24 protein-coding genes are annotated in these 17255 nt (G+C 71.7%); 17 read left to right on the forward strand and 7 right to left on the reverse strand.

Features of this window, described 5'->3' with window-relative positions; all coding sequences use genetic code 11:
- Window positions 1–18: 18 nt before the first annotated feature.
- From ACYVGQ_RS00655 to ACYVGQ_RS00675, 5 genes are all read left to right on the forward strand, one after another.
- A complete protein-coding gene (locus tag ACYVGQ_RS00655) occupies window positions 19–882 on the forward strand; it encodes an EI24 domain-containing protein (RefSeq protein WP_460782551.1) in 864 nt (287 codons plus the stop codon).
- The gene (locus tag ACYVGQ_RS00660; protein WP_460782553.1) at window positions 875–1648 is read left to right on the forward strand and encodes a DNA-formamidopyrimidine glycosylase family protein; all 774 of its coding nucleotides are present in this window, start codon (window positions 875–877) and stop codon (window positions 1646–1648) included. Before ACYVGQ_RS00655 ends, ACYVGQ_RS00660 begins: the two co-directional genes overlap by 8 nt.
- Window positions 1649–1875: 227 nt before the next feature.
- A complete protein-coding gene (locus ACYVGQ_RS00665) occupies window positions 1876–2283 on the forward strand; it encodes a transferase (protein WP_460782554.1) in 408 nt (135 codons plus the stop codon).
- A gap of 244 nt (window positions 2284–2527) precedes the next feature.
- Entirely contained in the window at window positions 2528–3256 is a 729-nt protein-coding gene (locus tag ACYVGQ_RS00670) for a substrate-binding domain-containing protein (protein ID WP_460782555.1), read from the forward strand.
- 57 nt (window positions 3257–3313) lie between these two features.
- Entirely contained in the window at window positions 3314–4030 is a 717-nt protein-coding gene (locus tag ACYVGQ_RS00675) for a glutamine amidotransferase-related protein (protein WP_460782556.1), read from the forward strand.
- Window positions 4031–4094: 64 nt separating this feature from the next.
- On the opposite strand, the gene ACYVGQ_RS00680 is transcribed toward ACYVGQ_RS00675, so the two are convergent.
- Window positions 4095–4556 (reverse strand): glutaminase, encoded by a 462-nt coding sequence (locus tag ACYVGQ_RS00680; protein WP_460782557.1) that lies wholly within the window; start codon window positions 4554–4556, stop codon window positions 4095–4097.
- A gap of 80 nt (window positions 4557–4636) precedes the next feature.
- Here ACYVGQ_RS00680 and purU point away from each other — a divergent pair, with 80 nt between their 5' ends.
- A complete protein-coding gene (gene purU / locus ACYVGQ_RS00685; protein WP_460782558.1) occupies window positions 4637–5488 on the forward strand; it encodes a formyltetrahydrofolate deformylase in 852 nt (283 codons plus the stop codon).
- Window positions 5489–5657: 169 nt separating this feature from the next.
- On the opposite strand, the gene ACYVGQ_RS00690 is transcribed toward purU, so the two are convergent.
- Entirely contained in the window at window positions 5658–6701 is a 1044-nt protein-coding gene (locus ACYVGQ_RS00690) for an NAD(P)H-dependent flavin oxidoreductase (RefSeq protein ID WP_460782559.1), read from the reverse strand.
- Between the two features lie 102 nt (window positions 6702–6803).
- Between ACYVGQ_RS00690 and ACYVGQ_RS00695 the strand changes: the two genes are divergently transcribed.
- The 5 genes from ACYVGQ_RS00695 to ACYVGQ_RS00715 all read left to right on the forward strand — a co-directional run bounded on the left by ACYVGQ_RS00695 (window position 6804) and on the right by ACYVGQ_RS00715 (window position 10673).
- On the forward strand, window positions 6804–7487 hold the full coding sequence (locus tag ACYVGQ_RS00695; protein ID WP_460782560.1) for an FHA domain-containing protein: 684 nt from the start codon (window positions 6804–6806) through the stop codon (window positions 7485–7487).
- 30 nt (window positions 7488–7517) lie between these two features.
- Window positions 7518–7790 carry a DUF6412 domain-containing protein gene (locus ACYVGQ_RS00700; RefSeq protein WP_460782561.1) on the forward strand — a complete coding sequence of 91 codons (273 nt, stop codon included), beginning with the start codon at window positions 7518–7520 and terminating at the stop codon, window positions 7788–7790.
- A gap of 60 nt (window positions 7791–7850) precedes the next feature.
- Complete coding sequence (locus ACYVGQ_RS00705; RefSeq protein WP_460782562.1) at window positions 7851–8597, forward strand: YidC/Oxa1 family membrane protein insertase; 747 nt, start codon at window positions 7851–7853, stop codon at window positions 8595–8597.
- 565 nt (window positions 8598–9162) lie between these two features.
- Window positions 9163–9690, forward strand: a complete 528-nt coding sequence (locus tag ACYVGQ_RS00710; protein ID WP_460782563.1) for a hypothetical protein — start codon at window positions 9163–9165, stop codon at window positions 9688–9690.
- On the forward strand, window positions 9687–10673 hold the full coding sequence (locus ACYVGQ_RS00715) for a cation transporter (RefSeq protein ID WP_460782564.1): 987 nt from the start codon (window positions 9687–9689) through the stop codon (window positions 10671–10673). Before ACYVGQ_RS00710 ends, ACYVGQ_RS00715 begins: the two co-directional genes overlap by 4 nt.
- A gap of 1 nt (window position 10674) precedes the next feature.
- On the opposite strand, the gene ACYVGQ_RS00720 is transcribed toward ACYVGQ_RS00715, so the two are convergent.
- Both ACYVGQ_RS00720 and ACYVGQ_RS00725 read right to left on the reverse strand, forming a co-directional pair.
- Window positions 10675–10992, reverse strand: coding sequence for a hypothetical protein (locus ACYVGQ_RS00720; RefSeq protein ID WP_460782565.1), 318 nt, complete (start codon window positions 10990–10992; stop codon window positions 10675–10677).
- Window positions 10989–11870 carry an SDR family oxidoreductase gene (locus ACYVGQ_RS00725; protein ID WP_460782566.1) on the reverse strand — a complete coding sequence of 294 codons (882 nt, stop codon included), beginning with the start codon at window positions 11868–11870 and terminating at the stop codon, window positions 10989–10991. The genes ACYVGQ_RS00720 and ACYVGQ_RS00725 overlap by 4 nt, the downstream gene beginning before the upstream one ends.
- A 198-nt stretch (window positions 11871–12068) precedes the next feature.
- Between ACYVGQ_RS00725 and ACYVGQ_RS00730 the strand changes: the two genes are divergently transcribed.
- From ACYVGQ_RS00730 to surE, 3 genes are read left to right on the forward strand one after another with little or no spacing between them, the layout of a single operon-like run.
- Entirely contained in the window at window positions 12069–12275 is a 207-nt protein-coding gene (locus tag ACYVGQ_RS00730) for a hypothetical protein (RefSeq protein ID WP_460782567.1), read from the forward strand.
- Between the two features lie 3 nt (window positions 12276–12278).
- On the forward strand, window positions 12279–13277 hold the full coding sequence (locus ACYVGQ_RS00735; RefSeq protein ID WP_460782568.1) for a 1-phosphofructokinase family hexose kinase: 999 nt from the start codon (window positions 12279–12281) through the stop codon (window positions 13275–13277).
- Window positions 13277–14080: a 5'/3'-nucleotidase SurE gene (gene surE / locus ACYVGQ_RS00740; RefSeq protein ID WP_460782569.1), complete on the forward strand. Its 804-nt coding sequence runs from the start codon at window positions 13277–13279 to the stop codon at window positions 14078–14080. Before ACYVGQ_RS00735 ends, surE begins: the two co-directional genes overlap by 1 nt.
- Here the strand turns inward: surE and ACYVGQ_RS00745 are convergent.
- Window positions 14014–14352: a DUF7882 family protein gene (locus ACYVGQ_RS00745; protein ID WP_460782571.1), complete on the reverse strand. Its 339-nt coding sequence runs from the start codon at window positions 14350–14352 to the stop codon at window positions 14014–14016. The two genes, surE and ACYVGQ_RS00745, sit on opposite strands and share 67 nt — an antisense overlap.
- Before the next feature lie 63 nt (window positions 14353–14415).
- Between ACYVGQ_RS00745 and ACYVGQ_RS00750 the strand changes: the two genes are divergently transcribed.
- Window positions 14416–14727, forward strand: a complete 312-nt coding sequence (locus ACYVGQ_RS00750) for a DUF7882 family protein (protein ID WP_460782572.1) — start codon at window positions 14416–14418, stop codon at window positions 14725–14727.
- Between the two features lie 6 nt (window positions 14728–14733).
- Here the strand turns inward: ACYVGQ_RS00750 and ACYVGQ_RS00755 are convergent, their stop codons facing one another.
- Window positions 14734–15414 carry a DUF6766 family protein gene (locus ACYVGQ_RS00755; RefSeq protein ID WP_460783905.1) on the reverse strand — a complete coding sequence of 227 codons (681 nt, stop codon included), beginning with the start codon at window positions 15412–15414 and terminating at the stop codon, window positions 14734–14736.
- Between the two features lie 135 nt (window positions 15415–15549).
- On the opposite strand from ACYVGQ_RS00755, the gene ACYVGQ_RS00760 reads away from it, so the two are divergent.
- On the forward strand, window positions 15550–15963 hold the full coding sequence (locus ACYVGQ_RS00760; RefSeq protein ID WP_460782573.1) for a CBS domain-containing protein: 414 nt from the start codon (window positions 15550–15552) through the stop codon (window positions 15961–15963).
- Between the two features lie 31 nt (window positions 15964–15994).
- On the forward strand, window positions 15995–16267 hold the full coding sequence (locus tag ACYVGQ_RS00765; protein ID WP_460782574.1) for a DUF7218 family protein: 273 nt from the start codon (window positions 15995–15997) through the stop codon (window positions 16265–16267).
- Here the strand turns inward: ACYVGQ_RS00765 and ACYVGQ_RS00770 are convergent.
- A complete protein-coding gene (locus ACYVGQ_RS00770) occupies window positions 16245–17153 on the reverse strand; it encodes an EamA family transporter (protein ID WP_460782575.1) in 909 nt (302 codons plus the stop codon). The genes ACYVGQ_RS00765 and ACYVGQ_RS00770 overlap by 23 nt on opposite strands.
- Window positions 17154–17255 lie beyond the last annotated feature (102 nt).

Below are 17255 nucleotides of genomic sequence, written 5' to 3' on the forward strand. Positions count from 1 at the left end.
AGGAGGAGATGTCTCCCCGTGCGAGGCCGATCCCCGCTGGACGAGCCCCGCCGCGGACTCGGCCTCGTCTCACCGCACGAGGCCCGTCTTCTGCTGCACGACGCCTACGCTGGACGCATGATCCGCGAGTTCGGCGCCGGCGTCCGCATCCTGCTGCGGGGGTTCGGGTACTGGCGTACGCATCCCCGCCTCATGGCCCTCGGCCTCATCCCGGCGTTCATCGCCTTCCTCGTGCTCCTCGCCGCTCTCGTCCCGCTCGGGCTCGGACTCGGCTCGCTGATCGAGACGGCGACCCCCTTCGCGGACGGCTGGGTCAGCCCCTGGCGCGAGATCCTGCGCATCGGTCTGGGGATCGTCGTCTTCATCGCTGGGCTGGCCCTGGCCGGTGCGGTCTTCACCGCCCTGACCCTCACCATCGGCGACCCCTTCTACCAGCGGATCTGGCGCGGCGTCGAGCGCTCCCTCGGCGAGGAGCCGACCGGAGAGACGGGATTCTGGACGACCGTCGGCGAAGGTGTCCGCCTCATCGTGCTCGGCATCCTCGTCGCCCTCCTCACCCTCGTGATCGGGTTCATCCCGGTGGCGGGAGGGCTCCTCGCCTCGATCACCGGTGTCCTGCTCACCGGTCGCCTGCTCGCCCGGGAGCTCACCGGGCGCGCGTTCGACGCCCGCGGGCTTTCCGCATTCAGCCGCTCGGAGCTCCTGGGCAGCGGGCGCGCACGCGTGCTCGGATTCGGCGTCGCGACCCAGCTCTGCTTCCTCGTCCCGCTCGGTGCGATCATCGCCATGCCGGCGGCCGTCGCCGGCTCGACGCTGCTGGCACGCTCGCTCGCCGAGAGAACGGCCTCGTCCGCGAGGCCGGCCGGGACACCGGATGCCTGAGGGCGACACGGTCCACCGCACCGCGCGACGGCTCGACGAGGCGCTCGCGGGCCGCACGGCGACGCGCTTCGGGCTGCGGGTTCCCCGCGCGGCGACCGCCGACCTCACCGGCGAGCCGATCCGCGGATGCACGGCGCGCGGCAAGCATCTGCTGCTGCGCATCGGTGAGCACACGCTCCATTCGCATCTGCGGATGGATGGCGCCTGGTTCCTCTATCGCCCCGGCGAGCGGTGGCGGCATCCGGCCTTCACGGTGCGGGCTATCGTGGGGACCGCGGCATGGGATGCCGTCGGCGTCGACATCGCCGAGATCCAGCTGATCCCCACCGGGGAGGAGGCGCTGCTGCTCGGTCATCTCGGCCCCGATCCGCTCGCGGAGGACTGGGATGCGGTCGAGGCCGCCCGGCGTCTCAGCGCCGATCCCCGCAGCATCCATGTGGCTCTCCTGGACCAGCGCAACGTGGCCGGCTTCGGAAACGAGTACGCTGCCGAGCTCCTCTTCCTCCGCGGGATCCTGCCGACGACGCCGGCGGCGGACGTGGATGCCGCCGCGCTCCTCGGTCTCGGGGCCCGCACCATCCGCGCGAATCGAGATCGCCCCGACCGCACGTTCACCGGCGTCGCCCTGCGCGGACGGACGGACTGGGTCTACGGTCGGACCGGACATCCCTGCCGTCGCTGCGGCACCACGATCCTCCGCGGCAAGCAGGGCGCGGACCCCACGCGCGAGCGCATCACCTTCTGGTGCCCGCGCTGTCAGCGGTGACCGGCGCGTCTCGACGACCGGCGACGCCCGTTCCGGACCCTCCACCCCCGCACAGGAGCGCTGCCTCCTGCATCCTCGCGCCGTGCCCGCTTCGTGCCGTGCGCCGTGCGGGCGGATGCGGATGCCCCGGGTGCCTCTGCTGTCTCCCGCGCATCCATCCGCGGGAATGAAACAGGCGGTCCCGTGGTTGTCCATATATCCGGAGAACTCCGGACACGGGAGGAAACGTGGGCAAGAACTACATCGATATCGAGGACGACCAGGGCGCCACGCTGCGGTATCGCAAGCACGCCAACGGCCGTGGACTCGTCGCGCACGGCGCGAAGGTGCACCCGATGGCGATCATCGAGGCGGGCGCCTATGTCGAACCGGGAGCCAAGGTCGGCGCGGGCGCGAAGGTCGCCCGCGGCGCCTGGGTCGAACCCGACGCCGTGATCGGCGAGAACGCGTACATCGACGCGCACGCGCACATCGGCCAGGGGGCCGCGGTGGGAGCCGGGGCGCACATCGGCGTCCGCACCGAGGTCGGCGCCGGTGCCCGCATCGTGCGCGGATCGCGCATCGGCGACGACGAGACCGTCGCCGCGGGGCTGACGATCGCCACCGACCGCAAGGGGCTCTGGCTCGCGGCCTGAGCGCCGTCGAGCTTGTCCGTTCCGCAGGATCAACACGGCGTTCTGCAGGACCAGATGCGCCGGAGGCCCTTCGCGCTGTCGAATTCCGGCATATCGGCACCGGTGCTCCTGCACATCGGACGGGCGATCCTGCACAACAGCCAGACCGACGCCGCACGACAATCGGACAGTCCCGCACGACCGCACAACAGTCGGACACTCCCGCACGACCGGCACGCGGCGATCCGGCCGGTAGCCTGAACGGATGAGCAGAGGCAAGGGGCCCGGCGGAGGCGGCAGGCGGCGACCCCCGTCGAAGAGCAGCCCGGGGCGGGCCCGCGCTCAGACTCCGCGGAAGAAGCCCGCGCAGAAGGTCGTCTTCGACGCACCCGCGACCACGCCCGAGGAGCCGCGCACGTTCCGGCTCGGCGTCTTCGAGGGCGCGACTCCCGGCAAGTGGGTCGACCTCTGGAAGCAGCGGATGCCCCATGTGCCGATCGAGCTCGTCGTCGCGGACGGCGGCGAACCCGTCGCCGGAGAGGCGCTCGATGCGATGCTCGTCCGCCTGCCGGTCGACGAGACCGGACTGCATGTGATCCGCCTCTACGAGGAGCTGCCGGTCGTGGTCGCGGCCGTCGATTCCTCTCTGCTCGCCGCCGATGAGCTCGAGGCCGCCGACCTCGACGGAGAGGTGCTCCTGGCCTCCGACCAGGATGCGCTGACGGACCTCGAGCTGCCGGGCACGGTCGCACCCGCGTTCGGCGCCCTTCCGACCATCGCCGACGTCATCGCGACCGTCGCCACAGGGGTCGGCATCGCCGTGGTCCCGATGTCCCTCGCGAGGCTGCACCACCGCAAGGACGTGGACCATCGGGTGCTGCGCGGCGGCCCGGTGTCCCCTGTCGGCTTCGCCTGGCCCCGCGACCGCACCACCGACGACGTCGAGACCTTCGTCGGCATCATCCGGGGGCGCACCGCGAACTCCTCGCGCTGACCGTCACCTGCAGACATCGACGCGGAGACGGCGCACCGCCCTGGATACAATCGCCGGATGGCCTCGCTTCTCTACATCAGCGCGCGCCCGGAACGACCGGCCGCGGATGCCGAGTACGCCTCCTTCCGACGAGGCCTGGGCGTCGAAGCGCTCGACCGCCTCGACCTGCTCACCACGCCGCTGGACGCCGGGACGATCGCCGCATACGACGGAATCGTGATCGGCGGCTCGCCCTTCAACGTCACGGACGCCGTCCGCGGCGACGTGCAGCGGCGCGTCGAGACCGACCTCGAGCGCCTCGCCACCGCGTCGATCGAGCGCCGGAGCCGCGTCCTGTTCACCTGCTACAGCATCGGCGTCGTGACCCGGATGCTGGGCGGCGAGGTCACGCTGCGGCATCCCGAGCCGGCATCCGCCGTGACCGTGCGCACGACACAGGCCGCGGCCGGGGATCCCCTCTTCGGGCCGAGCGCCCCTGAGCTCGCCGTCTTCACCGCGCACAAGGAGTCGGCCGCGAGCACGCCGCCCGGGGCCGAGCTGCTCGCGACGGGAGACTCCTGCCCTGTACAGGCCTATCGCGTCGGCTCTCATCTGTACGCCACGCAGTTCCATCCCGAGCCGAGCCCGCAGGACTTCGCGGACCGGATGACGTTCTACCGGACGAAGGGCTACTTCGACCCCGCCCGGTTCGACGCCGTGCAGCAGGAGGTGCTGGCCTCGGCCGTCACGGAGGGCGAGGCGCTGCTGCGCCGCTTCGCATCGCTCACCGGATAGCTTCGCATCGCTCACCGGATAGCGGAGCCTCCCGGGAGAGCTGCGACGCATCGCGGAGCGTCTCTCATTCGCCGCGCAGCAGAGCGATCCGCTCACGGAGATATGCCTCCAGCGGCATGTAGCCGCCCGCAGCCGACCATCTCACCTGTGGGACGCCGTCGACGAGCGCCAGCGGACCGGAGCTGCCTCCGGCATCCACCGCATCCACGTCGATGACGCTCCAGCCGATGTGCGCGACCTCGCCCTCGTCGAAGCCGCCGCGGAGAGCGAGTTCGCGCCGGGCGGCGCGCTCCCGCGCGGACTCGGCCGTGTACCCGCGGCGTCCGGCGTCCGCAGCGCGCAGAACCTCCGCCGTCGCGAGCGCGTGGTCGTCGGTCAGCAGCAGCACGCCCACGTGCCACGCCTCGCCGATCCGGACGATGCGGTGACCGCGGAATCGCGACTGCCGCTCCTCTCCGAGTCCCTCCTTCGGCACCCCGGCGAGGGCGGCGCGCGCCTCAGAGAGCAGCTCGGCGGTCGTCGTCATCCCTCCACGCTATCGGCCCCGATTCGTCACACCGGCGCCGAAGCGGCAGAATCGACCGAGACCCTTCCCGAGGAGCATCCATGTCCCAGCCAGACACCGCGCGCCTGCTGATCGCCTGCGACGACCAGCCGGGCATCGTGGCCGCCGTCGCCGGCGTGCTCGCCGAGCACGGCGCGAACATCATCGCGCTCGACCAGCACTCGACGGATGCCGAGGGCGGACGCTTCTTCCAGCGCACGGTCATCCACCTGCCCGGCCTCGCCGCCGCACGTCCGGCGCTCGAGGCGTCGATCGAGGCGGTCGCCGAGCGCTTCGGGATGGAATGGTCCCTGCACGACGTCTCTCGGCGCAAGCGCGTCGCGATCTTCGTCTCCAAGTACGACCACTGCCTCATGGAGCTGCTGTGGCGCACGCAGCGCGGACAGCTGGACATCGACATCACGATGGTGGTCTCCAACCACCCCGACCTCGCGGAGTCGGTGCGCGGCTTCGGCGTGCCGTTCGTGCACATCCCCTCGGGCGACAAGCAGGCCATGGAGCAGCGCCAGCTCGAGCTCCTCAAGGGCAACGTCGACCTTGTCGTGCTGGCACGGTACATGCAGATCCTCACCGACGACTTCATCACCGGGCTCGGCGCCCCGGTGATCAATATCCACCACTCGTTCCTGCCGGCCTTCATCGGCGCGAACCCCTACGCCCGCGCCAAGGAGCGCGGCGTGAAGCTGATCGGGGCGACCGCGCACTACGCCACGGCTGACCTCGACGAGGGACCGATCATCGAGCAGGACGTCACCCGCGTCACGCATTCGGAGTCCGCCGCCGACCTGCAGAGCCGCGGTGCGGACGTCGAGCGCCTCGTTCTCGCCCGCGCCGTGCAGTGGCACGCCGAGGATCGTGTCATCGTGCACGGCCGCTCCACCGTCATCCTCTAGGTCCGCGCTCCGCGCTGCCCTTCCCGAGTCGCGCTGCCCTTCCCGGAGTCACGCTGCTCGAATCGGCCGATGCTGCGGATATCCCCGCAGCATCAATACGAAACAGCAGCGCGAGCCGCAGAGCGCGAACCGGGACGCCCGAACCGCGCACCCGGGAGAGCGGAGCGACTCAGCGACCGGGCAGACCCGCCACCAGCTCGGCGAAGACCTCGGAGGCCGAGTCCCGCCGCGCGAGCGGTGCCCCCTGCCCCAACCACAGCGACTGCAGCTCGCCGAGCTCCTGCTCCGCCGCCGCCGCGCGGAACCGCCCGGTGAGCCAGTTCTGCATCGGGAAGGGCGCGATCGTCCCTCCCGCCTCGATCGCCCGGATGGCGCGGTTGCGGGCGCCACGGGCCAGCCGGCCGCTCATCGCCGTCGTGAGCACGCTGCCGTCCGCCGCCGTGCGGCGGATCGCGGCCCGGTGCGCCTCGTTCGCCGCGGACTCCTCGGCGGCGAGGAACGCGGTGCCGACCTGCACGCCCGACGCGCCGAGCGCGAGAGCGGCTGCGACGCCGCGCCGGTCGGACACGCCGCCGGCCGCGATCACCGGCACCGTCACGGCATCCGCCGCCTGCGGCACCAGGGCGAAGGTGCCGACGAGCGAATCCTCCGCGACGCGCAGGAAGGAGACCCGATGACCGGCCGCCTCCATGCCGGTCGCGACGACGGCGTCCACCCCGCCCGCTTCGAGGGCGAGGGCCTCGGCGACCGTCGTCGCCGTCCCGATGACCCGGATGCCACGGCGGTGCGCCTCCTCGACGATCTCGGCGGACGGCACCCCGTAGACGACGCTCAGCGCCGCGGGCGCGACCTCCCAGATCGCGTCGAGCTGTTCCTCGAGCGCGGGGAGATAGCGCTCCGGCCGTGCCGGGACCTCGACTCCCACGGCGGAGAAGAACGGCTCCAGCGCCTGCGCGAAGACGGCATGCTGCGGACCGGGATCGACCTCGTCCCCGGTCGGCAGCCAGATGTTCAGCGCGAACGGCCCGTCCGTCGCCGCGCGAAGGGCTTCGCCCGTCGAGCGGATCCGGTCCCCGTCGTAGCCGTAGAGGCCGTAGGAACCCAGACCGCCGGCCTCGGTCACCGCCGCCGTCAGCGGCACGGAGGAGAGGCCGCCGAAGGGGCCGAGGAGGATCGGATGCCGGATGCCGAGGATTTCGCGCAGATCGCTCATGGATCGAGGCTACGCCTCGCCGGCTTCGGCCGATCGAGTGCGACGAGACCTCCGCTGTCAAGGCCCGTGCCCGATCCCGCCCCCGGACGTACCGTCGTGCTCATGTCCTCCCCGAACACGACCCCGCGGACCCCGACGACGACCCACGACGCGTGGGGAGCCGGGGACCCGCATCTCCGCGTCACACGCGAGGGAGAGCGCTTCGAGTACGCGCTGCAGGACGACGCCGTCCGCATCGGATCCGCCGCGGACGCGGAGCTGCGCCTCGAGGGCGCCGACCCCCTCCACGCGACGATCCTGCACGACGAACGGGACGAGTACGTCCTGACGATGCACGGCGAGGGCGAGACCAACGCCGCCTCGCAGGACGACGACGGCCGGCCGACGGAGATCCTCCGGACGGGATCGCGATTCACGATCGGCGCCTGGACCCTCGTGTACGGCCGGGCGGAGTCCGCGGACCACGGTCGCCCCTTCGGGGGCCGCCAGGGCGGCGAGCTGTCCGATCAGCCGCTGCAGCCGTCCCGTCCGGACTACGTCGGAGAGACCCCTCAGGGCGACGCCTCGCACCCCGGCGAGTCCCGCCCCGTCGACGCCGACATCCCGCTCGACGGAGATGACGACACCCCGCTCACCCCGGAGCATCCGGAGTCGGCGAACGCCTCAGGGCAGGGCGGCTCGGCCGGCGGCGCCCACCGGTCCTCGACGACCGAGCGCCTGGCGGGCGACCGCCAGGGCGCGACGGCCCCCGACGAGGACGGCGACCCGGAGGAGCCGTGGAGCTGACGTCCTGCCCGCCCTGGTAATCTCGGGGCCATGAGGGACGCGTTCGAGCAGCTGATGCCGTTCACGCTGTCCGCGCTCGGACTGATCGCCGTGCCCGACCTGGCCGTCCTCGGTCTCGCGGTGGCGATCCTCGCCGTGTCCGCGCTCCTCGTCGCGGTCGCGCTCGGCGCGGTCCCGCTCGGCAGCGGATCCGCGCCCCACCCGCTCAGGGCGATCGGCGCCTCGACGCTGCTTCCGCAGAGCGATCCGGATGCCGCGGGGCATCCTCGTCCGCGAGCGCCGGGAGTCGCGCGCGCCGTGTGACCGTCCCCGCGACGGGAACGCGGCCTCCGCCGACCCTTCCCGCCGCTTCGAACGGATCCCATGGACATCTTCGCCTTCCCCCCTCTCGCCGCGCTCCTCGACGCCGCCTACGGCGCGCTCGCCGGGCTCGCCGATCTTCTCGCGCCCTTCGCCGGCGCGGCGGCGGCCGCAGCGGCCGTCGTCCTCGTCACCCTCCTCGTCCGGGCGCTGCTCATCCCGGTCGGCATATCCCAGGCCAGGGCCGAGCAGACCAGGGCCAGGCTCGCTCCCCGGCTCCGGGAGATCCAGCGCCGTCACAAGAAGAACCCCGAGCGTCTGCAGCGCGAGACGATGCAGCTCTACAAGGACGAGAACACGTCTCCCTTCGCCGGATGCCTGCCCGTGCTGCTGCAGGCTCCCATCGTCGGCATCCTCTACACGCTGTTCCTGCGCCCGGAGATCGCCGGGCATCCCAACGACCTGCTCAGCCACGACCTGTTCGGCGCCCCGCTCGGCACGAGCCTCGTGCACATGCTCGCCGCCGGCCCGTTCTCGCTGCCGACCCTCGTCGTCTTCGGGGCGGTGGTCGTCGTCATGGTGGTCGTGGCGGAGATCACCCGGCGGGTCTTCCGCCCTGTCCCCCAGGACGACTCGCCGCTGTCCTCGCCGGGGCTGCTGCGCGCGATGAGCGCCCTGCACTACCTCACCGCGGTGTTCGCCGTGTTCGTCCCGCTCGCGGCCGCACTGTATCTCACCGTGACGGTGGTCTGGACGCTGGTGCAGCGAGTGATCCTGCGGCGACGCTTCCCCCTGCCGCAGGCCGCCTGACGATTCGCGGGCGCCGGATGGTCGCGCCGCGCGCAACCGCCGCGCTGCTCAGGCACCGCACTCGGGCGGGAGAAGCGGAGCCTCGGCATCTCCCGCCCACGCCTGACTCCTGCCCATCGAGAGCGCCCCCTGCCACGGATGCACTGGTCGCCGTCGAGGGGGTCGCAGCGCAGCACCACGGCTCCCGCGACCTCGTGCCGCTTTGAGCCAACCGACGAGTCACGCGTCCTCAGCTCGGCGAGTCGAACCGTCCCCGGTTCTTCGCCTCTCCTATGCGGGCGCCGGCAGCGGGCGGGACGTCGTCGACGGTCGAGGCAGTTCCTGGTGCTTACCCGTGCGGGCCGAGTGGTCTGGTCACGCTTCCGGCGACCTCGCCCATTCTCCGCTCGCCGCTCGTGTCACGGCATCCCGAAACCGGTCACGTCTCGGGCGGCCCAAACCTAGCTGACCCCGCCCGGAGTGCGACCAGCCAAGGGGGGAGGGAGAAGGGGGAGGGTGCTAGCCGAACCGTCGGAGGCGGGTCAAGACTCTTGTCCTGGCCCTCGAGCGGCAGGACGCTGAGCGCATGTCCGACATCGCACGCGCTCGTTCCCGCCCCCGGCCTCCTCTCGCAGCAGGGCGCTCCCGGCCGGCGCGCGTCTGGCTCTTCCTGGCCGCCGTGCTCTCCGCGATCCTGACCGGATGCACGGCCACGATCCCTGCCGACCCCGACGGCACGCTCGTCGCCGTCACCGGCGGGGTGCTCAGAGTCGGCGTCAGCGCGGAGCCGGGCCTGACCGAGACGCGGGGCGACGAGCCGGCCGGCCCGCTCGTCGAGCTCACCGAGGAGTTCGCCGCATCCGTCGACGCCGACATCCGCTGGACGACGGGAAGCGAGGAGACCCTGGTCGGGATGCTCGAACAGGGGCGCATCGACCTCGCCATCGGAGGGTTCACGGATGCCACGCCGTGGGCCGACCGGGTAGGGATCACACGCGGCTATCCCGGCATCCCCGGATCGGAAGGCCGCGCCATCGTCCTGCTGCTCCCGCTGGGCGAGAACGCCTATCTGTCGGAGCTGGAGCGCTTCCTGGACGCCGAGGCCGGATCGTGAGGAGCATCCCCCGTCACCAGTTCGGACGCGTCGACCTGCCGGACGAGCAGCAGGACGCTCTGCGCAAGGCCGTCCGCTGGGAGATCTTCACGATCTGCTACACCGGTGCGACCATCGTGCTCGTCGCGCTCGTCGTCGGGAACTCGCAGTCGATGAAGACGGCGTGGATCGAGGACATGCTCTCCCTCATCCCGCAGCTGGCCTTCCTCATCGCCCTGCCGCTCGTCCGTCGTCGGCCGACCCTCCAGCATCCCTACGGCCGGCACCGCGCAATGGGCGTGGGCCATCTCGTCGCGGGCGTCGCCCTGCTCGTCGTCGGCCTGAACCTCGCGGTCGAGGCGGTCATGGGGCTGATCGCCGCCGAGCATCCGACGATCGGCACCGTCCGGCTGTTCGGCACGACGCTCTGGCTGGGATGGCTCATGATCGCCGTCATGGTCGTCATCGTCGTCGGCCCCGTGTTCCTGTACGGACCGGCCAAGGCCCGTCTTGCACCCGTGCTGCACAACAAGCTCCTGTACGCGGACGCCGACATGGCCAAGGCCGACTGGCACACCAACGCGGCCTCGATCATCGGCGTGCTCGGCATCGGCTTCGGCGTCTGGTGGCTCGACGGGGCTGCGGCGCTCTTCATCTCGGTCGGCATCGTCCGCGACGGATTCCGCAACACGCGGTCGGCCGTCTCGGATCTCATGGACCAGCGCGCCCGGACCTACGACGACGAGGCCCCGCACCCGCTTGCGGCCGACGTCGTCGCGCTGCTCGAGGAGCTCCCCTGGGTCGCCGAGGCCGCAGTGCGGCTGCGCGATCAGGGCCAGGTCTTCCACGTCGAGGCCTTCATCCGGCCCGTACGCGGCCGCGTCCGGACGGCAGCCCTCCGGGAGGCGTCGGAGCGGATCTCCGCGCTGGACTGGAAGGTTCAGGACATCGTCGTCGTTCCCGTCGGGGCCCTCCCCGACGAGGCGGATCGCGGCGGGAGGTGACTCACGGCCGCGGCGGGGGGAAGTGCGGGATGTCCCAGGGGCGAGACGAACGCCCCCGGGACGAGGCCTTCGCGACGGCGGCGTCGAGATCGGCGATGACCTCGTCCAGGTCACGATAGCGCGAGCGCGTCGGGCAGGGACTGCGCAGCCACAGCACCTCGACGGTTCCGATCTCGTTCTTCTCCGCGTAGGCGACCAGCCGGGCCGCATCCGAATGTCCGCGAGAGGCGTCGCAGATGCGCCAGCCGGTCCTCCCCAGCGGGACGATCTCCCAGGACGTCTCGGCCGACGGCGGGTCCGGGGGCGCCACGATGCTCACAGCGCCTTCCCCCCGGTCACCGCGAGGACCGCGCCGGAGGTGTATGAGGACTCCGCGGAAGCGAGGTGCACATACGCGCCGGCGAGCTCGGCCGGCTGTCCTGCGCGGCCGAGCGGAGTGTCGGAGCCGAAGGAGGCGACCCGCTCCTCGTCCCAGCCTGTGGCGGGGATCAGGGGCGTCCAGATCGGCCCTGGGGCGACGGCGTTGACGCGAATGCCACGGGGACCGGCCTCCTGGGCGAGAGCCTTGACGAAGGCCACCTGGGCCGCCTTGGTCATCGCGTAGTCGATGAGGCCGGGCGATGGATCCGCCGCCTGGATCGAAGCGGTGACGATGATCGACGCTCCGGGTTCGAGGGTGGGGAAGGCCGCCCTCGCGGAGAAGAGGAGACCGGCGAGATTCGTATCGAAGACGCGGCGCATCTGGTCGGTGCGGAGATTCGCGAAGCCGTCGACGTCGTGCTGGTAGGCGGCGTTGAGCACGAGGACGTCCAGTCCGCCGAGCGCTCGTCGCGCCTCGGCCACGGCCTCCGTGGCGAAGTCCTCCTCCCGGACGTCGCCGGCGAAGGACAGCCCGGTGCGTCCGGCGTCGCGGACCTGGCGCAGGGTCTCGTCCGCATCGTCCTGCTCCTCCGGCATGTGGACGATCGCGACGTCGGCGCCCTCACGGGCGAAGGCGATCGCCACGGCGCGGCCGATCCCGGAGTCTCCTCCGGTGATCAGCGCCCGACGCCCGGCGAGACGGCTGCTTCCCCGGTAGCTCTCCTCGCCGTGATCCGGTGTCGGCCGGGTCTCGTCCGTCTGCCCCGGCTGGTCCTGGGTCTGCGGCGGGAAAGGGCCGTCCGAGTGCGCGTAGCGGGGATCGGTGCTTTCCGGCATGACGTCGTCACTCTCCTCTGCTTGGGGATGGGTGTGAGAAAGAGCATGACCCGCGGCGGTCACGGAGCCAAGGGGCTTGACACCGCACGATCGCTGCACCTTCGCGTGCGCGTGCGCGGCGGCGGGCGGTCTGTCAATGGGGCAGACGCGCCCCGATCCTGCGGAGATCCTGGTCCGAGCCGACGAGAGGAGCCGACGATGTCCGGAACACGCGCGATCCCCGAGGAGGAGCTGCCCTTCCCGCCCGAGCGCATCGAGCACGCGGATGCCGAGGAGCAGCCGGAGACGCAGGGCGAGGAGCCCGAGCTCGGCGAAGGGGGCCAGGGCGATCTCGCCGCCGAGGACGAGCCCGACGCGTCCACGGGGGACGCCGAGCCGCGCGATCTTCGCGACGAGGCGCCCTGACGCATGTCCGATGTCACGATCTTCGCCCCTTCGCCGATCCTCACGGTCACGGTCGAGGACCACCCGCAGGGATCGGAGATCCATGTGCATGCGGGCGGGCAGGGCGTCTGGCAGGCGCGGATGCTGCGGCGGCTGGGGTGCGATGCGACGATGTGCTGCGCCCTGACCGGCGAGATCGGCGGTGTCCTCCGTCATCTCCTCGAGGACGAGGAGATCTCCATAGCGTCGGTGGAGCGCGCCGGCCGCGGATCCGCGTACCTCCACGACCGGCGCGGCGGCAGGCGCACCCTGGTGGCCGAGGAGGAGGGCGATGCTCTGGGCCGGCACGAGCTCGACGATCTCTACACGGCCATGCTCAGCGCCGGCGCCGAGGCGCGGGTGGTCATCCTCAGCGGGCCGGCGGGAGCCGAGACCCTCCCGCCGGACATCTACCGGCGTCTCGCCGCGGACCTCCGCGGCGAGGGACGCACCGTGGTCGCCGATCTGGCCGGGGAAAGGCTGAGGGCGGTCGTGGAGGGCGGCGTCGATGTCCTCAAGGTCAGCCATGAGGAGCTGCAGGCCGACGGCCTCATCGCGGATTCCTCACCGGCATCGATCGTGACGGCGATGCGGGAGCTGCGCGCCGAGGGCGCGCGCTCTGTCATCGTCACCCGCTCCGCAGAGCCGCTGCTCCTGCTCGATGAGGAAGGGGCGGCGCTCGTCTCGCTGCCCCCGTTCGAGGAGACCGAGACGCGAGGAGCGGGCGACTCCCTCACGGCAGGCGTCGCGGCCGGCATCGCCCGCGGCGAGCCGTTGCGTCGTGCGATCTCGCTCGGCGCGGCCGCTGGCGCCCTGAACGTCACGAGGCATGGCCTCGGGACCGGCGACGGCGACGCGATCCGGGCGCTGCGCGAACGCGCGGTCCTGTCGCCGCTGGACGACTCCGGCGCCCCGCCGACCTCCGACGAGCGGACGAGCCCGGATGGCCTGGCCGCGCGGGCCGCTCCCGAGGAGGGTCGCTGATGCGCGCTCTCGTCACCAACGACGACGGGATCGACGCACCGGGGCTCTGCGCGCTCGCCCGCGTTGCGGTCGCCGCCGGACTCGACGTCGTCATCGCCGCGCCGGCGGCGCAGTCCAGCGGTGCCAGCGCGTCGATCCTCGCCGAGGAGGCCGACGGCCGCATCCGGATGTCCCGGAGGGAACTGCCGGAGCTGGACGGGATCGCCGCGTACGCCGTGCACGGCGGGCCCGGGCTGATCTCCCTCATCGCGGCGCGCGGCGCCTTCGGGGCGCCGGCCGATCTCGTCCTCTCCGGGGTGAACCACGGCGCGAACGTGGGACGCGCGATCCTGCACTCCGGCACGGTGGGCGCCGCGCTTACGGGCGGCCTGAACGGCGCATGGGGCATGGCCGTCTCGCTCGACGTCGGCATCGACCCGCAGGAGTGGCACTGGGAGACGGGCGCGGACGCCGCACGGAGGCTGATCCCCGCCCTGCTGGAGCGGCCGCGCGGGAGCGTCGTGAACGTGAACGCGCCGAACGCGCCGGAGATCCGCGGGATCGTCGAAGCGCCGCTCGCCCCGTTCGGAATCGTGCAGACCACGCTCACCGAGGCGGACGAGCACTATGTGCGCCTCGCCGTCGAGGACATGCCGCTCGCGCCGAGCGCGCACAGCGATGCGGTGCGCCTCGCCGAGGGCTGGGTGACGGTGACAGGGATCGAGGCGGTGACGGACCGCCCGTTCCCGGTGCCCGTTCAGATCGCCGGCGACTCCACGGCGACGGCATCCGATCCCGGATCCTCGGGTTCAGGGACGAGGTAGAGGCCGCCCGGCGAGCTCGCCGTGAAGGCCAGGGCGTCGACCCAGGCGCGGTTGATCGCGGGGGAACGGCTCCCGTAGTACTTGAAGACCAGGGCGCTGCCCGGCTGGACCCAGACGGTGGTGCGCCCTCCGCCGACGCTGGCATCCTCGCGCCAGGAGAACGGGAACGGCTCGCCTCGTCTCAGCTTGGCGCTGATGACCAGCTGCAGATGAGTCAGCGCCCGGTCCTCGATCTCGACCTTCACGTCGCCCTCGTAGATGAACCTGCCCATGGCGCCCTCCGCTTTCGGCCTCTTCGGCCCTCACATCTCTTCCCCTACCGGTAGCGTAGCCGTATGGGAATGCTCTACTACGGCGGCTCCGAGAGCCCGATCCAGATCGAGGACAGGGCTCTGGCCCACCTCAAGGTCGTGATCGCGACGAAGCTGCGCCGCAATGAGAGCTTCACGCTCTCCTGGCGGCATCCCGACGGCGACGAGACCGGCCGATCGACCATCTGGCTGCACCCGTCCATCCCGCTCCGCTTCGTCTTCGCCGATCCCGAGCCGCCCACGCTGCATGCCGAGTGGATCACGGCGATGGCGCATTCGGCGAACAGCACCGGCGGGATCACGCTCGTCCCCGAGGATCTCGTCAGCGACGCCTGAGCCGCCTCACTCCGATTCCCATGCGGAGACCCGGTGCGGGGCGCCGACCGGCTTCGACTCCGCGGAGCCGCGCTGGCGCAGCACGATGGAGAGCAGCACCATGGCGGCGACCGCCAGGAACTCCGACTGCCAGTTCTGCAGCGTGCGATCCCAGAAGTCCGGGCCGGCGACGTACTCGCCCCAGGTGATCGCGGCCTGCCCGTGCATCGCGTTCTCCTCGTTCGCGACGACGAGTCCGGCGAGCGACTGGGCTGCCCAGGAGAGCACGAAGACCGCGCCCATGACGATCAGCAGCGAGTTGCCGTAGAGGGCGGTGCGCCAGCCGCCCGCGCGCGCCCATCTCGGGGAGTCCGGGCGGGCGTGGGCTCCGACGAGCTGATCCTCGTCGCTGCCCGGGCCCTCGTCGCCCGGCCTCTTCGACTCCGGGGATCCTCGCTGAACCAGCCAGATGGTCGCGGCGATGAACAGGAAGAACTGCAGGAACTCCGACTGCCAGTTCTCGGCGACGTCGACGACGAAGTCACTGGAGAGGACGAAGCTCCAGAATCCCTCCGGGGGGAGCGCATGCGCGGCGAGCTCCTCGTTGGTGCGGAACCAGCCGGCGATCGACTGCCCGATCAGCGCGAGGAGGAAGAGCGCGAGGAAGAACAGCCCGAGGCCGTTGTCCCGCAGCATCCGTCGTCTCATCATGTCTGCACTCTGCTCCACCGGTCGTGCGGCCCCCAGGGGGTTGACGACCGGCGCACGCACTGTCAACCCCCCTCCCCGAGGTCGCCGCGTCCCCGTAGCGTGGCGCGCACATGGACAGGAGAGGAGAGCGCCATGACGCTCATCAGCGACATCATGACTCCCGGGGCCCGGTGCATCGGGGAGAACGACTCCCTTCAGGTGGCGGCCTCGCTCATGTCGGAGCTCGATGTCGGCTCCCTGCCGATCTGCGGTGAGGACAGCCGCCTGAAGGGGATGCTGACGGACCGCGACATCGTGGTGAAGGCGATCGCCAACGGGATGGACCCCGACGCGACGCCGGCCAGGGCCCTCGCCGCCGGAAGACCGGTGACGGTGCAGGCCTCCGACGACGTCGCCGTCGCTCTCGAGCGGATGCAGGAGCATCGGATCCGCCGGCTCCCGGTCATCGAGGATCACATGCTCGTCGGCATCGTGACCCAGGCCGATGTGGCCCGGTCGCTGCCGGCGGCCGACACGGGGGAGACGGTCGAGAGCATCTCGCTCTGACCGCAGGAGAACGAGGAGAAGGAGAGCAAGGATGCCTCGGAACGCGCAATCCCGCCTCAAGGACCCGGAGCTCTACGAGGAGCTGCGCAAGGACGGCGCCTCGAAGGAGAAGGCCGCCCGCATCTCGAACGCGACCGGCGGCACGAAGAAGGGCCGCAGCGAGATCGGCCGGCGGGGCGGCGAGGCGGGCGACTACGACGACTGGACCGTGCCGGAGCTGCGCGCCCGTGCCAAGGAGCTGGGTCTCCGCGGATACTCGGGAAAGCGCAAGAGCGAGCTGATCACGGCGTTGCGGGATCACTGAGCGGTCCCGCCTCCTCGGCACGGCGACCGCGCGCGCCGACGACGCTGACGCCCACGCTCGCGGCGATGACGAAGCAGATCGCGATGAGCCGCAGCGGGCTCGCCGCCTGGCCGAGCAGCAGCCAGCCCGCGAGGGTCGCCGTGGCCGGCTCCAGGCTCAGCAGGATGCCGAAGACGCGCTGCGGAACGCGTCGAAGCGCGGCGAGCTCGAGCGTGTACGGGATGACGGACCCCAGCAGCGAGGTCGCGAGGGCGAGGAGCAGAAGCGGCGGGTCCCCGGCCACGACTCCGATCGCAGGGATGCCGAACGGCAGCAGGATCACCGCCGACACGGCGAAGGCGATGGCGAGCGCTCCATTGCCCTCGATGACCGATCCCGCGTGCGCACTGGCGCGGATGTACAACGCCCAGAACAGCGCGGCGATCAGCACGAAGGCGACGCCGAGCGGGTCCAGGGGCGCGGCGCCCAGCATCCCGTCGACGCCGAGGAGTGCGATGCCGGCGACGGCCAGCACGACCCACCCGAAGTCCCGCAGCCGCCGGGTGAGGAGGGCGGCGAGCGCGAGCGGGCCGAGGAACTCGATCGCGACCGCAGGCCCCAGCGGGATGCGCTCGATCGCGGCGTAGAACGCCCCGTTCATGCCGCCCAGCGCCAGGCCGAAGAGGATCGCGGCGCGCCACTGCCGCCCGTCCCAGCTGCGCACCCGCGGTCGGACCGCGATCAGCAGCACGATCGCCGCGATTCCGAGGCGGAGCGCGGTCACGCCCCAGGCACCGAGGGCGGGGAAGAGCTGCGCGGCGATCGCCGCGCCGAACGACAGCGAGACGCAGGAGCCGAACACGAGCGCCGCGCCGAAGAACGGGCGGGACGCCGTGTTCGAATGCATGGCTCAAGACTGCCACGGCGGCGGTCGCCCACCGTTCGTCGAGGACGGATCCCGAGCGCCCTCCTCTCCGCCCGCCGAGCGAGGACGCGAACCAGACCCCAC

The sequence above is a fragment of the Microbacterium tumbae genome, assembly GCF_054780175.1.

Bases quoted from the DNA above. Each gene is read 5' to 3' on its own strand.
- ACYVGQ_RS00660 (WP_460782553.1), top strand. From the start codon at position 875: ATGCCTGAGGGCGACACGGTCCACCGCACCGCGCGACGGCTCGACGAG.
- ACYVGQ_RS00725 (WP_460782566.1), bottom strand. From the start codon at position 11,870: ATGCCGGAAAGCACCGATCCCCGCTACGCGCACTCGGACGGCCCTTTC.
- purU (WP_460782558.1), top strand. From the start codon at position 4,637: ATGTCCCAGCCAGACACCGCGCGCCTGCTGATCGCCTGCGACGACCAG.
- ACYVGQ_RS00745 (WP_460782571.1), bottom strand. From the start codon at position 14,352: ATGGGCAGGTTCATCTACGAGGGCGACGTGAAGGTCGAGATCGAGGAC.
- surE (WP_460782569.1), top strand. From the start codon at position 13,277: ATGCGCGCTCTCGTCACCAACGACGACGGGATCGACGCACCGGGGCTC.
- ACYVGQ_RS00770 (WP_460782575.1), bottom strand. From the start codon at position 17,153: ATGCATTCGAACACGGCGTCCCGCCCGTTCTTCGGCGCGGCGCTCGTG.
- ACYVGQ_RS00700 (WP_460782561.1), top strand. From the start codon at position 7,518: ATGAGGGACGCGTTCGAGCAGCTGATGCCGTTCACGCTGTCCGCGCTC.
- ACYVGQ_RS00760 (WP_460782573.1), top strand. From the start codon at position 15,550: ATGACGCTCATCAGCGACATCATGACTCCCGGGGCCCGGTGCATCGGG.
- ACYVGQ_RS00730 (WP_460782567.1), top strand. From the start codon at position 12,069: ATGTCCGGAACACGCGCGATCCCCGAGGAGGAGCTGCCCTTCCCGCCC.
- ACYVGQ_RS00765 (WP_460782574.1), top strand. From the start codon at position 15,995: ATGCCTCGGAACGCGCAATCCCGCCTCAAGGACCCGGAGCTCTACGAG.
- ACYVGQ_RS00735 (WP_460782568.1), top strand. From the start codon at position 12,279: ATGTCCGATGTCACGATCTTCGCCCCTTCGCCGATCCTCACGGTCACG.
- ACYVGQ_RS00695 (WP_460782560.1), top strand. From the start codon at position 6,804: ATGTCCTCCCCGAACACGACCCCGCGGACCCCGACGACGACCCACGAC.
- ACYVGQ_RS00675 (WP_460782556.1), top strand. From the start codon at position 3,314: ATGGCCTCGCTTCTCTACATCAGCGCGCGCCCGGAACGACCGGCCGCG.
- ACYVGQ_RS00755 (WP_460783905.1), bottom strand. From the start codon at position 15,414: ATGAGACGACGGATGCTGCGGGACAACGGCCTCGGGCTGTTCTTCCTC.
- ACYVGQ_RS00690 (WP_460782559.1), bottom strand. From the start codon at position 6,701: ATGAGCGATCTGCGCGAAATCCTCGGCATCCGGCATCCGATCCTCCTC.
- ACYVGQ_RS00705 (WP_460782562.1), top strand. From the start codon at position 7,851: ATGGACATCTTCGCCTTCCCCCCTCTCGCCGCGCTCCTCGACGCCGCC.
- ACYVGQ_RS00680 (WP_460782557.1), bottom strand. From the start codon at position 4,556: ATGACGACGACCGCCGAGCTGCTCTCTGAGGCGCGCGCCGCCCTCGCC.
- ACYVGQ_RS00750 (WP_460782572.1), top strand. From the start codon at position 14,416: ATGGGAATGCTCTACTACGGCGGCTCCGAGAGCCCGATCCAGATCGAG.
- ACYVGQ_RS00710 (WP_460782563.1), top strand. From the start codon at position 9,163: ATGTCCGACATCGCACGCGCTCGTTCCCGCCCCCGGCCTCCTCTCGCA.
- ACYVGQ_RS00670 (WP_460782555.1), top strand. From the start codon at position 2,528: ATGAGCAGAGGCAAGGGGCCCGGCGGAGGCGGCAGGCGGCGACCCCCG.